Annotated in this window: 11 protein-coding genes; 6 read left to right on the forward strand and 5 right to left on the reverse strand. The window is 57.5% G+C overall.

The features are described 5' to 3' along the window. Window positions 1-6 precede the first annotated feature (6 nt). The gene (locus KB449_RS02945) at window positions 7-615 is read right to left on the reverse strand and encodes a TetR/AcrR family transcriptional regulator (RefSeq protein ID WP_282906932.1); all 609 of its coding nucleotides are present in this window, start codon (window positions 613-615) and stop codon (window positions 7-9) included. Window positions 616-874: 259 nt separating this feature from the next. Here KB449_RS02945 and KB449_RS02950 point away from each other — a divergent pair, with 259 nt between their 5' ends. From KB449_RS02950 to KB449_RS02960, 3 genes are all read left to right on the forward strand, one after another. Beyond that, on the forward strand, window positions 875-1,570 hold the full coding sequence (locus KB449_RS02950; protein WP_282906933.1) for a hypothetical protein: 696 nt from the start codon (window positions 875-877) through the stop codon (window positions 1,568-1,570). A 481-nt stretch (window positions 1,571-2,051) separates the two neighbouring features. Further along, window positions 2,052-2,600 carry an NADPH-dependent FMN reductase gene (locus tag KB449_RS02955; protein ID WP_282906934.1) on the forward strand — a complete coding sequence of 183 codons (549 nt, stop codon included), beginning with the start codon at window positions 2,052-2,054 and terminating at the stop codon, window positions 2,598-2,600. A gap of 183 nt (window positions 2,601-2,783) precedes the next feature. Continuing rightward, a complete protein-coding gene (locus KB449_RS02960) occupies window positions 2,784-3,971 on the forward strand; it encodes a polysaccharide pyruvyl transferase family protein (RefSeq protein ID WP_282906935.1) in 1,188 nt (395 codons plus the stop codon). Window positions 3,972-4,080: 109 nt separating this feature from the next. On the opposite strand, the gene csaA is transcribed toward KB449_RS02960, so the two are convergent. Further along, window positions 4,081-4,413, reverse strand: a complete 333-nt coding sequence (csaA, locus tag KB449_RS02965; RefSeq protein ID WP_282906936.1) for a chaperone CsaA — start codon at window positions 4,411-4,413, stop codon at window positions 4,081-4,083. Between the two features lie 35 nt (window positions 4,414-4,448). Continuing rightward, window positions 4,449-4,898: a MerR family transcriptional regulator gene (locus tag KB449_RS02970; protein WP_282906937.1), complete on the reverse strand. Its 450-nt coding sequence runs from the start codon at window positions 4,896-4,898 to the stop codon at window positions 4,449-4,451. Between the two features lie 172 nt (window positions 4,899-5,070). Between KB449_RS02970 and KB449_RS02975 the strand changes: the two genes are divergently transcribed. Next, on the forward strand, window positions 5,071-5,922 hold the full coding sequence (locus KB449_RS02975; protein WP_282906938.1) for an aldo/keto reductase: 852 nt from the start codon (window positions 5,071-5,073) through the stop codon (window positions 5,920-5,922). Window positions 5,923-6,018: 96 nt separating this feature from the next. On the opposite strand, the gene KB449_RS02980 is transcribed toward KB449_RS02975, so the two are convergent. Then, on the reverse strand, window positions 6,019-6,501 hold the full coding sequence (locus KB449_RS02980; protein ID WP_282906939.1) for a tetratricopeptide repeat protein: 483 nt from the start codon (window positions 6,499-6,501) through the stop codon (window positions 6,019-6,021). 149 nt (window positions 6,502-6,650) lie between these two features. Further along, window positions 6,651-7,967, reverse strand: a complete 1,317-nt coding sequence (locus KB449_RS02985) for an alpha-L-fucosidase (RefSeq protein ID WP_282906940.1) — start codon at window positions 7,965-7,967, stop codon at window positions 6,651-6,653. A gap of 163 nt (window positions 7,968-8,130) precedes the next feature. On the opposite strand from KB449_RS02985, the gene KB449_RS02990 reads away from it, so the two are divergent. After that, complete coding sequence (locus KB449_RS02990; protein WP_282906941.1) at window positions 8,131-8,985, forward strand: AraC family transcriptional regulator; 855 nt, start codon at window positions 8,131-8,133, stop codon at window positions 8,983-8,985. Window positions 8,986-9,480: 495 nt separating this feature from the next. Next, complete coding sequence (locus tag KB449_RS02995) at window positions 9,481-13,527, forward strand: cadherin-like beta sandwich domain-containing protein (RefSeq protein ID WP_282906942.1); 4,047 nt, start codon at window positions 9,481-9,483, stop codon at window positions 13,525-13,527. The last annotated feature ends 8 nt before the right edge of the window (window positions 13,528-13,535 follow it).

Consider the following 13,535-nt stretch of genomic DNA (forward strand, 5'->3'; position numbering starts at 1 on the left):
TGTAGGTCATGCCGTCAAATGCTTCATCACCATGTCTTCCATGTCGTCGAGTATTCTCCGATATTCATTATCGTCTCCATCGAGGAGGAAGCTCAGCGCCAAACCGTCCCGGACGGCCCAGAACAGATAGGCGGCCGAAGATTCGTCCAGATCGGCGCGGAATTCGCCGGCCTGCTTGCCGGACGTCAGGATCCGGTTCAGCAGATTCAGCGCCTTATTGAGGTATGCGCGGTTCGAGGCGATTAGTTCGGGACGGCGCGAGGCATAGGTCGTGAACTCCAGGTGAAACGTCAGCCATTTGCGAAGCTCGTCCAGCGGCTGCCGGCGGAAGCGCTCGAACATATGCCGGAGCATTGCCTTGGCGCTCGAGGTCTCGACATACAGCGTGTTGAGCGACTCGATCATATCGTCCATTCGGGCATGCGCCAACTGAATGTAAATCTCCTCTTTACTAGTGAAGTAACCGTAGAGCGTGCCTTTGCTGATGCGGAGATGACGCGCGATGTCGTCGGTCGTCGTCGCCTGAAATCCTTTGTCCAAGAAGCAGCGCAGCGCGCCGGCGAGAAGGGAGGCCCGCTTCTCTTCCTTGTACGCTTCCGTCACTTTGGGCGACATCGCGAACTCTCCTTTCCCAGTGCCGAAGGTGCTGTTTTACCGGGTTCTAAGCTATGGGTTGAATATACCGTGATGCGAAGGCATGCGCAATAGCTTGGGAAAATGATGGGGGCTGGGGCTTGGCAGCTCTATGGCAATGTGCTATTCTGATGCTGACCTACTCAAAGTTATGAACATGCGCGTGAAGCATACGCCGCTTACTCCCATAGGGAGCGAGCGGCTTTTTTGTGTTTTTAGACTTATAAGAAGGGGCAGGTTTATGGCTAAAAAAGAGAAACGCTACAGCGCGGGTCAGACGGCAAATTCTATCGTAACCGAGTTTGTCGAAGCGCAGAGGAAGACGGCGAAGGGACAGCGTCTGGAGATGCTGCAGCGGGATCTGAGCGGCACGATCAAACTGTTGACCGATCTTCTGCTGCCGGTGTTCGGGTCGCTCGAGGGGTTTCAACTGGAGTACGAGATCGTGGGGGCGAATGGCTTCAAAATATATGCGGACGTGTATTATGAACCGCTGGGGCTGGTGTTCGAGTGTGACGGTTATGTGGTGCACGCCGAGCTTATTACGAGGGACCGCTTTTCGCTTGAGCGAATGCGGATGCGGACGTTCACGCTTGGCGGCTATGCGTATTTCCCGTTTAGCTGGGACGAATTGGACAAGAAACCCGAGATGTGCAGACGAGCGGTGTATGAGGTGTTGGGCAAGCGCGGTCGAGGGGGCAGCGGATTGCAGAGATTGGACGTTTATGAGCGGGAGTTGCTCAGGGTAGCGGCTAATTCAAAAATGTTTACGCCTAAGCATGTTCGAGACTGGCTGGATATAAAGCATAGAAAAGCACGCGAGCTGATTCAGAGTATGAAGCAATCTCAACTTATTGTGCGTGTTGGGGGCAGCGAGCACAGGGACTATGGCTATGCGATCGGGGAGAAGGGGAAGGAATTGTTAAGTCGGCGTTAGCCCGAGCATTGTTGGACAAGATAGTGTCCAAAAGCGCTTATCGGCGGCGCGCGAGGGGTCTTGGGAGCGGAGTAGTGTCCAAAAGCGCTTATCGGCGGCGCGCGAGGGGTCTTGGGAGCGGAGATAGTGTCCAAAAGCGCTTATCGGCGGCGCGCGAGGGGTCTTGGGAGCGGAGATAGTGTCCAAAAGCGCTTATCGACGGCGCGCGAGGGGTCTTGGGAGCGGATAGTGTCCAAAAGCGCTTATCGGCGGCGCACGAGGGGTCCTGGGAGCGGAGATAGTGTCCAAAAGGCTTATCGGCACGGTTGGAGCGGTCGGAGCTAAGAGCTGGCCGAAAAAGCCATCCAACTGGAGCAGTTAGGGCTTTGTAAGCAGCAAGTTACTTGAAATAACCGGTTGCGGCCTGCTATGGTGAGGGAGTCGTATGGTTTTGCTGCGAGCAATAATGCGAGCGATAATTGGAAGAGAGGTTGATGACGGAATGAAGTTGATCGCGCTGGTAGGCAGTCTGCGCAGGGAGTCCGTGAATCTGAAGCTGGCGTTGACCCTGCAGGAGAGATACCGCGGCAAGTTTGAGCTGGATATCGCGAACATCGGCACGCTGCCGTTTTTCGATCAGGACGAGGAGGAGAATCCGCCGGAGTCGGTACGGAAGCTGAGCGGGCAGGTCGCCGCCGCGGACGGCGTGCTGATTCTGACGCCGGAGTACAACTGGTCGGTGCCGGGCGTGCTCAAGAACGCGCTGGACTGGCTGTCGCGCGGAGATAAGGTGCTGATCGGCAAGCCCGTGCTCGCAGCCGGCGCAAGTCCCGGCATGTACGGCACGCTGCGGGGCCAGCTTCATCTGCGAGAGATTCTATCAAGCCCGGGCATCCAGGCGGCGATGCTGCCTCCGGCCGGCAACGAGATCGCCGTCGCGCAGGCGCCGCAGAAATTCGGCGAAGGCGGCGCCCGCCTGACGGACGAGCGGACATTGACTCATATTGATGTCGTCGTCGATCGCTTTTTAGAGCTGATCAGACATCGTTGATTCGCCATGATTTTGCATAAGGCCCGAATGTCCGCAGCGGCGGCATCCGGGTCTCTTTCTTGTTTGGGATGGCCGGGCAGGGGGTAAAAGCGACTATCTTCTATGTTTTGCCGCCCCTTGAGGCGGTGCCGTCTGGCTGCAGCCGGCCATTCCATCAAGTTAAAGCGAAAGGGAGATCGACGCATGGGCAAAATTTTGATTGTCGGGGGCCAAATGGAAAACAAGGGCGCCCAGGCGATGACGTTCACCGTCGTAAACGAAATCAAGATGCGATATCCGGATAAAGAGCTCGTGCTCGTCTGTCCGGACGAGGACCGCAATTACGCGTTTCAACTGGTGAAGATGGGGAAAAAAATGAAGATCGAGCTGCTGGGCGGCGTGTACACGCTGATCGGTAAGCTGATCCCGAACGACGAGCGCGTCAGCGTCACCAAGGCACAGATGAAGGAAATCCTGAAAGAAACCGATCTCATCGTCGACATCAGCGGCTTCGCCCTCTCCTCGCAGTTCAGCATCCGCCATACGATCAATTATTTGGCGAATATTCGGCTCGCCCGGCAGAACAAGATCCCGATGGTGCTGCTGTCCCAGTCGTTCGGCCCGTTCGAGTACACCGGCATTTACAAATTCGTCATTCCGCCGATGATCAAAAAATACATTCGCTATCCGAAATACATCTACGCACGCGAGCAAGAAGGCGCCGATTTTCTCGGTAAATATACGTCCGGCAATCTGCGCAGATCCGTGGACATCGTGCTGCAGGGCTCGAACCCGTACAATCTGTCTCACCTGTTCCGCGACGGCAACTACATAAAAGGCGAGCCGCTTGCGATCAAGCCGAATGCGGTCGGCATCGTGCCGAATGTCAAGACGATGAAGTACGGCACGCGCCAATCGATGCTGGCGATGTACGAGCGCATGACGCAGCATCTGCTGGATCGCGGCAAAAACGTCTATCTGTTCCGCCACTCCACGGAGGATCTGATCATTTGCCAGGAGATCAAACGCAGATTCCCGCACGACGAACGCGTGGTGCTGCTGGAGGAGGAGTACGACTGCATCGCGATTCACGACGTGCTCGTGCAATTCGAATTTCTCGTCGCGTCCCGTTATCATTCGATCGTGCACGCGTACAAGAACGGCATACCGGTCGTGGCGCTCGGCTGGGCGACCAAATACCGCGAGCTGCTGGGGCGGTTCGGACAAGGCGATTATGTGTTCGACGTGCGTGACAGCGCGCATATCGAAGCCAACATGATCGCGAAGCTCGACGCCATGATCGATAATCGCGATGTCGAAGCCGTCAAGATCGACGATACGCTCAGAGATATTCACCGGGAAAGCATTTTTGCCGAAGCTTTTGCGTTGTAAGCGATAGGTAGAAGGTGTAGATTGGCGTAAAAAGCAGCAGGCCAGGACTATGAAAACATAGTTCTTGTACTGCTGCTTATCTTTCGTTACCTCATCTGTTCGGACCGTACTAAGCGATCGGCGTCCCGTTAGGCAGTTGAACCTCGGGCCGCAAGAGAACGACATCTCCCTTCTCGGGTACGCCGCCAAGCACCAGCACTTCCGATTTGAATCCGGCAATGCGCCGGGGAGGAAAGTTGACGATTGCGATCACTTGTTTGCCGACAACCTCCTCGGCCGCGTATCGCTTCGTAATTTGCGCGCTGGACGATTTAATTCCGATCTCCGGTCCGAAATCGATTCGAAGCTTGATCGCGGGAACCTTCGCCTCTCCAAAAAACGCGGCTTCCATAATCGTCCCCACACGAATATCCAGTGCCGCAAAATCATCGATCGATGCCAATTTTTCTGCCTCCCCATTGAAGCTTAGACCAACGCTCACGCTCTTTGAGCAGCAGGCGTGTAGAATACGTCGCTATGCATATGCCGAACGTCGCCCCAGTTGGCGGGATTCGTCGTATCCGGCATATGGCGTTCCATGATGGCTTGGTACAGGGCCGTTTTTTGTTCTAAGTGGGCGATGTGCCTCTTGGCTTCTTCAAGCCGCGCGCGCGCCGCTTCTTTATGCTCCGTCATGAGCGCCGCGCGCTGTGGGATCGTCGAGTCCCCTTCGAGGCACAGTTCGACGTACGTTTTAATGACCTCAATCGGCATCCCGGATTGCTTGAGGCATTTAATGCCATGCAGCCAATTGACAGCTTCTTCGTCGAACATCCGCGTGTTGTTTTTATCGCGCCGCACGCTCGGCACCAGCCCCTTGTCCGTGTAAAAACGCACGGCATGCTCGGTAAGTCCCGTTATATTGGCGGCTTCTTTGACCGTATGCATTCGCAATCCTCCCTTAAAAATAATTTTACGATACGGCTTGCCTTCGTGTAACACGAAGGCTTTAAGCTTACTGTAACGCAAATCGGCCGTCCGCGGAATACCGCGCAGCAGGGAGGACTCCCCGGCTACGCGCCGGTTGCCGTTACACATCTGAGCAATGGGAGGAAATACCATGCAAACCGTAACGTTAAACAACGGCATAAAAATGCCGATCATCGGCTTTGGCGTCTACCAGATTCCCGATGCGGAACAATGCGAAAACGCGGTGTACGAAGCGCTGATGACCGGTTACCGCTTGATCGATACCGCGGCCGGTTACGTGAACGAGGAAGCGGTCGGCCGCGCCATCAAGCGCAGCGGCGTGCCGCGCGAGGAACTGTTCGTCACGACCAAGCTCTGGATTCAGGATGCCGGCTACGAGAGCGCCAAGCTGGCGTTTGCGAAGTCGCTTAAGAAGCTTCAGCTCGACTATCTCGATCTGTATCTCATTCACCAGCCGTTCGGCGATTACTACGGGGCTTGGCGCGCGATGGAAGAACTCTATCGGGAAGGCAAGATCAGGGCGATCGGCGTCAGCAACTTCCTGCCCGACCGGCTGATGGATCTCATCGTGCACAACGAGATCGTTCCCGCCGTCAACCAGGTCGAGACGCATCCGTTTTACCAGCAGCATGCGAGCGGCGCGTTTATGAAAGAGCAGGGCGTGCAGCATCAGTCGTGGGCGCCGTTCGCCGAAGGACTGGGCGGCATGTTCGGCAACAAAACGCTGGCCTCGATCGCGGCCAAACACGGCAAGTCCGTCGCCCAGGTCGTGCTGCGCTGGCTCGTTCAGCGACAAGTCGTCGTCATTCCGAAGTCGGTGCGAAAAGAGCGGATCGTCGAAAACTTCGACATCTTCGATTTTGAACTGGACGCGGACGATCTCAAGCGAATTACCGCCCTCGATACGCGGGAGACGCTGTTCCTGTCCTATCACGACCCGAAGTTTGCCAAGATGCTGGGGACTTTGCGGATCGAGCTGTAAGCCTAAATCACCAGGCGTTTTTCGCCGAATGCCAAATGTTGAAGAAAGGACAGGCGGGATGCCTGTCCTTTCTAAAGTTGGCTACAGGCCTGTGAACTAACTCCAAGTCTGATCCAGCTTATCCGAATAAAATAATATGGCTTTCTTATAGCTTTGGATGCCTTCGTCCGTACTCGTTTCGGCTAGCTGCTTCAATAAAACGGCCATCGCATCCCTAAATTCACCCCGGTTGTACAGGACCATCGCGTGGAAGACTTGGTACTCTCGCCGATCGGGATATTCTTGAATGGCCTTCACAAAGAGCGATTGGGCTTCATCGTACATCCCCAAGGTTCTATAGGTACTTCCAAGCCCTAACAAGGCGCCTTTTCTTTCTTCCTCCGTTAAGCCAAGCTGTAGCGCTTTTTTGTAAAAAGGGACTGCCTCGCGTTCTATTCCGAGAGCGTCATGAATCCATGCGCATTGATACCAGACAGAGGCATCCGAAGGCCGTTCTTGCAGCAGTTCAAGGATGACCGAACGCGCTTCTTCCAATTTTCCGGATTCTCTTAATTGAATGGCGGCTGTTAATCGATCCATATTTAATCCTCGCGTTCTTCATGGTTTTTTAAATTGTACTATTTTTTCTGCGATTTTGTTTGGCGTGAGCCGGCAGTAAATGTAAAAGAACCGATCGGCCTATGCCGATCGGTTGTTTGCGCCTGGTATACAAGCGCCGCAAACGTTGATTATTTCAGCTCCAGCTCGACGACCGTCCCGCGCGCATCCGGTAGCGGGTAGGTGTAGTGCACCGGAGTCGCAAAGTTGAAGAAGGCGTCGGCTTCGAACAGCGCCGCATTCCAGGGGCGGGTTACCGGCAGCTCCGAGCCGTCCGCGAGCAGCCGCGCGCGCTTGATGCGACCGGCGAGCCCGGCCAGATTGATCGCGCCTACGCTCTCCTCGAAGACGTGTGCGTACAGGGTGTTCCCCTTTTGCGTATAGCGTCCCCAGTCGGGCTTGGGCAGCTCCGCCTGTCCGCAGCCGTAGATGCTGTCGCCGTTCAGCGCCATCCAGTCGCCTACCTCGGCCAGGATGTCCAGCGATTGCTTGGGGATGCGCCCGCGGGCATCGGGACCTACGTTGAGCAGCAGGTTGCCGTTTTTGCTGACGCATTCCACCAGCTTGCGGATGACGATGGCGGGGGACTTGTAGTTCGTATCCGACGCGACGTATCCCCAGTTGTTGTTCAGCGTCACGCAGGCTTCCCAAGGGATCGGCTGTCCGTCTTCGTCGGTAACGCCGGACGGCGGGATGATCTGCTCCGGCGATGCGAAGTCGCCCGCATATGCAAGCGGCGCCTTCGTGTAGATGCTGCCGCCTCCCTCGCCGCCTGCCTCCAGGCGGTTGTCGATCACGATGTGCGGCTGAAGCGCCCGCATCATGGCGATCAGCTCCGAGGCGCGCCATTTCTCGCCCTGCATGACGTCGTAGGAAAAGTCGAACCACATCAGGTCTAGCTTGCCGTAGTTCGTCAGCAGCTCGCGAACCTGCCCGTGCATATAGTCGAGGTAGCTGCCGAACGTCGATGGATCGCGCTTGTACGCTTCATTGTCGCGCATCGGGTGATAGAGATCGCCGTGCGCGGGGAAGTCTTCATGATGCCAGTCGATCAGTGAGTAATAGAGTCCGACCTTGAGCCCCTCCGCGCGGAACGCCTCCAGGAATTCCGCCACGAGATCTCGCCCGGCCTTCGTTTTCGTCGATTTGTAATCCGTCAGCTTGCTGTCGAACAGGCAGAAGCCGTCGTGATGCTTGGCCGTCAGCACCGCGTACTTCATGCCGGCTTGACGGGCGGCGCGCGCCCAGGCACGCGGATCGTAGTCTACGGGATCGAACTCGTCGAAATAAGCCTGGTATTCCTCCACCGAAGTGCGTTCCACGTTGCGGACCCATTCGCCCCGCGCCGGAATCGCGTACAGCCCCCAATGGATAAACATGCCGAACCGGTCCTGCAAAAACCAGCGCGTCCGCTCCTGGCGGTCCAGCCATTCCTGATTATGTGCCATCGTCGCGACTTCCTCCGTTATAATAGGGATAGGCTCTCTGCCTTGCCAGCCCAGTGTATCAGCATCGGGCGGAAGATGGGAGGGACGCGGTTAAGGCTTGCGGGTATCAAATTAACCTCGTTCGAGAACGCTGCCATTCTTATGTGAACGCGGGGGAAAAACGATGGGCGACGGAACGGCCGGGATCGGCGCGCTTGACGATATATTGCCTCAGCTCCGAATCGACGTGATCGAGGCGCATTATTCGCAATGCAGTCCCGTTTGGCGGGAGATCGATTACGTGCCTGCCCACAACAAGCTGTATTACATATGCGAAGGCGAGGGCTGGCTGCGCATCGGCGACAAGGAATTCCGCCCGGAGCCGGGGGAGCTGGTCGTGATGCCGGCCAACGTGCTTCAGTCGTTTTCGGCGATCGAAGGACGAAGGCCTTTTCTAAAATATTGGTGCCACTTCAACGCGGATATCGGAGATGCGGGATTGTTTTCGTGGCTTGACGTGCCGTACCGGATGACGGTGCACGCCGAACTGCGGGAGGAAGTCGGCCGCAAGTTCGAAGCGCTCGTCGCGTGCGCGGCCGAACGGGGGATCGGGGCAAGGCTGCGGGAAAAAGCGTATTTGCTGGAGCTGCTGGCACCGGTCGTAGAGCGGGCCGCGCTCAGCCGAGCCGGCGGAACCGCGCAGGATGCGGAGCGGATCATGCTGATCACGCGTTACGTCGAGACGCATCTGGCGGACGAGCTGACGCTGGAAGGTCTGGCCGATCACCTGCATTTGCACCCCAACTATCTGGTCAAATACTTCAACCGGCGCTTCGGCATGCCGCCGATCCGTTACGTGAACCGCAAGCGCATGGAGCGGGCCCGCCTGCTGCTCCGGACGACGGACCGCAGCATCAAGGAGATTGCCGCGGCAGTCGGGTATCCGGACACGAACCACTTCGCCAAGGCGTTCCGCCGCGAGACGAGCGCGAGCCCTTCGGCGTACCGGTCGGGGGGCGGGAGAACTGGCGAAGGTTAGGCGGCGGGATCGGGCTGTCGACGCACGCTGCACGAGCATTCGACCGAAGACTTGGTCGGCGCGGCCCGTTTATCAGTTATAAGGAAAGCTTCGGGTTTCAAAAGTTAAACGAAGCACTGCTTCGCGAAGCAGGCATCGCTCCGCGCTACGTCTGCCTGGTTAACGAGCCTCAAGATGTCAGAGCGTTCATGGTCCCATTTTTGCAGACGAGTCGTCCGAACTTTTCTAAATAATCGAGAAATCTTCTAAATATCCAGATCTTCGCTACTGTCCGCGGTCGCTTTTTGCGCCGCGGCTTTTTTTTATTTCCAAGCAGCAGATAAGCCGTTTGTCCTAGTCTGTTCAGGTTTTGTTGAGTGTTATTTTAGGTTTTGTTTATTCCTGTGTGATAGAATCGGCCTAGTTTATGCGGGCTTTCCTTGTTTATTGGGAGATGCTGTCGAATTATAGCTTTCTATCATACACGAGATATGCGTCTGAAGAGGAGGAACAAACGTGCGAAAGATAAACCGGCCGATCGCTTACATCCTGATTTTTCTGCTGATGACGACCTCCCTGCCTGAATGGTTCGGGAGCAACGGCAAAGCCTATGCCGCCGGCGGGGACATGATCGTAACGGCCGTCGGCACGGGAACGTCCGGCAGTTCGGGAGACGGAAGCCCGGCGACGGATGCGGAAGTGAATTTTGCTAAAAATGTCGCAATTGACGGCAGCGGCAATTTGTATATATCCGAATTTTTCGGATCCAGGGTTCGAAAGGTCGATCGATCGACCGGAATGATCTCCACGGTGGCCGGAGACGGGAATTTCGGGTTCGGGGGAGACGGGGGCTCGGCCGAGTATGCGAGCTTGTTTGCGCCAGAGGCAATCGCGTTTGACAGCGGCGGTAATCTGTATATCGCGGACTCGGGCAACCATCGGATTCGCAAAGTAGATACGGACGGGAATATCTCCACGGTAGCCGGCAACGGAAATGACGGGAACTCGGGCGACGGCGGCGCGGCGACGGATGCCGAGTTATCCGCTCCGGTCGGGCTTGCGATCGATGGCAACGATAATTTATATATCGCGGATTCGTCGAATAACCGGGTCCGGAAAGTAGATCGTCTGTCGGGAAAAATCTCTACGGTGGCGGGCAAGGGGACCTATGGCGTTTCCGGCTATTCGGGAGACGGGGGGGCGGCGACGGATGCCGAGTTATCCGGTCCGCTCGGATTGGCCATTGACAGCTACGGCAATCTGTATATCGCAGACTCGAACAATAACGTCATTCGAAAGGTCGATCTGTCGGGCAACATCAGTACGGTGGCCGGCGTAGCCGGAAATTCCGGATTTTCGCCGGACGGAAGTCCGGCGGAGACGTCCTCCTTGGGCGTCCCGGTAGGATTGGCATTCGACAGCGGCGGGAATCTGTATGTTGCGGTTTTTAACGACAGCAGGATTCGGAAGATCGATACGTCGGGGCGCCTCGCCACGATTGCGGGAAACGGCCAAAAGACGTATTCGGGAGACGGAGGATTGCCGACATCGGCTGCTTTGAATTCCGCTACGGGGGTAGCGGTCGACAGCAGCGGTACGGTGTACATTGCGGATGCGGGCAATAACCGGATTCGGAAGATTGTGCCATCCAACAATGCGAACCTGAGCGGGCTGTCGCTGTCCGGCGGAGGCGCCGGTTTGAGTCCGGCGTTTTCCGCGAGCACGACGAACTATACGGCTACCGTAGCGAACGCTGTCAGCAGCGTTAACTTGACGCCGACGGCGAGCGACAACTCCGCGACGGTGACCGTCGGCGGAACGCCGGTAACGAGCGGTTCGGCTTCCGGCGCGATCGGCTTGCATGTGGGCAGCAACCCGATTCCGGTCGTGGTCACGGCGAACGACGGCTCGACGAAGACTTATACCGTGACGGTGACGCGGGCGCCTGGCAAGATTATCACGGTAGCGGGCACCGGAACGGACGGCTATTCGGGGGATGGCGGCTTGGCGACGTTGGCCGAGCTGTCGGAGCCGAGCGCATTGGCGCTCGATCATCAAGGGAATCTGTATTTCGTGGACGACTTCAAAAGAGTCCGGAAAGTGGATAAAACGACGCTGAAGATTATCACGGTAGCGGGTACGGGGACGTCCGGCTATTCGGGCGACGGAGATCTGGCGACAGCGGCCCAGCTGAAATTGCCGGATGCCATCGTTTTCGACAGCCATGACAATATGTATATCGGAGATAACTACGGCGTCGTTCGAAAGGTGGATGCGTCGGGCTATATCAGCACAGTCGCGGGCAATATGTCCGGCATGGATCAGGGAGACGGCTTCCCGGCGACGTCGGCCCGGCTCCGCAGCGTGTTGGCGCTGGCTGTCGACAGCCACGATAATCTGTATATCGCGGATCAAGCCGACAACAAAATCCGGAAAGTGGATGCGTCGACGGGGATCATCAGCACGGCGGCGGGAGACGGCACGCAAGGCTTTTCGGGAGACGGCGACTTGGCCACGAACGCTCAGATCGCTCGTCCGGAAGGGATTGCGGTCGACAGCGACGATAATTTGTATATATCGGATTCGCTTAACAACCGTATTCGCAAAGTGAATGCATCAGGCTACATCAGCACTGTGGCCGGCGGCGGCATTGAGGGAGACGGGGCGCTCGCGACTTTGGCTTACCTGAGTTATCCGACGCAATTGTCCGTGGACGCCGGCGGCAATCTTTACATAGCGGACTCCGATGAAAGCCGGATTCGCCAAGTCGATACGTCGGGGTTCATCACCACCGTGGCGGGTACGGGGACGGCCGGCTATTCGGGAGAAGGCGGAGACGCGACGTCGGCCAAGCTGAATCAGCCGTATGGAACGGCTGTCGACAGCAGCGGCTATCTGTACATCGCGGATGGGGGCAATCATCGGATTCGGAGAGTGGGTCCCCCCTCCCATGATACGAATCTGAGCGGCTTGCACTTGTCTAGCGGCAGCCTGAGTCCGACCTTTACGACCGGTACGGCAAGCTACGCGGCAAGCGTAAGCAACGGCGTGAGCAGCATCACGGTCATGCCGACCGCGCGCGACAGCGGTGCGACAGTAACGGTCAACGGCACGCCTGTGGCGAGCGGCTCGGCTTCGAGCGCTATCAGCCTGAGCGTGGGAAGCAACGATCCGATCGAGATCGAGGTGACGGCACAGGACGGGACGACGATTCAAACGTATACGGTAACGGTGACGCGAGCGCCAAGCTTGAGCACGAATGCGAGCTTGAGCGGTTTGAGCTTGTCTAGCGGCAGCCTGAGTCCGGCGTTTGCACCGGGCACGACGAGCTACACGGCAAGCGTGGCGAACGGCGTGGACAGCATCACGATGACGCCGACGGCGAGCGACAGCGCAGCGACGGTGAAGGTTGACGGCACGCCTGTGGCGAGCGGCTCGGCTTCGAGCGCTATCAACCTGAGCGTGGGAAGCAACGATCCGATCGAGGTCGAGGTGACGGCACAGGACGGGACGACGATTCAAATGTATACGGTGACGGTGACGCGAGCGCCGAGCCTGAGTACGAATGCGAGCTTGAGCGGCTTGAGCTTGTCGAGCGTCAGCCTGAGTCCGGCATTTGCGCCGGGCACGACGAGCTACACGGCAAGCGTGGCGAACGGCGTGGACAGCATCACGGTGACGCCGACGGCGAGCGACAGCGGTGCGACAGTAACGGTCAACGGCACGCCTGTGGCGAGCGGCTCGGCATCCGGCGCAATCCCGTTGAGCGTGGGCGGCAACCCGATTGCGGTTAAGGTAACGGCAGAGGACGGAACGGCGACGAATACGTACGCCGTGACGGTAACCAGGGCAAGCACCAATGAAACGCCGCAAGCAGCCGTGGACACGCCGCCTCCAATCGACGACACGCCGTCCGCATCCCGGGGACCGATTCTCAATGAAAAAATCTCGAATGTGGCGAAGGTAAAAGAAACGCTGCTAGCTGCGCTAAATCAGGCCGCGCCCCAACCATTGGCGGATGTTCGGGCGGACAGCTGGAGCGCGCAAGCGATTCAAGTCGCTCAGCAGCTCGGCATTGTCCGGGGAAGATCGGACGGCGGCTTCCACGGGAGCGACCCGATTACGCGCGCAGAGTTCGTCGCGATGGTGGCGAACGCGCTGTACCTCGGCTCGGCGACAAGTGGTTCGGGCTCGATCTATTCCGATACGAAGGGCCACTGGGCTGAACCGGCCATCGATGCGCTGACGGCCGCCGGCGTTGTCGAAGGCGTAGGCAACGGCGCTTTTAAGCCGAACCAGCAGATTTCCCGTGCCGAAATATCGGCCATCCTGGCACGGCTGATGGTTCTCGATCAGACGACCGAAGAGATTAATTTCCCGGATACGACCTACAGCTGGGCCCGCGCGTATATCGAGCAAATGGCGGGCGCCGATATTGTCAAAGGCTTGGACGACGGCAAGTTCTATCCGGGCGCCGCCGCGACGCGAGAGCAGGCGGTAACGATGATTCTTCGGATGCTGACCGTGAGCCGCAACATCGATCTGAAGCTCATAGACTTATAGACAACCAT

It is taken from the genome of Cohnella hashimotonis, assembly GCF_030014955.1.
GTDB lineage: Bacteria > Bacillota > Bacilli > Paenibacillales > Paenibacillaceae > Cohnella > Cohnella hashimotonis.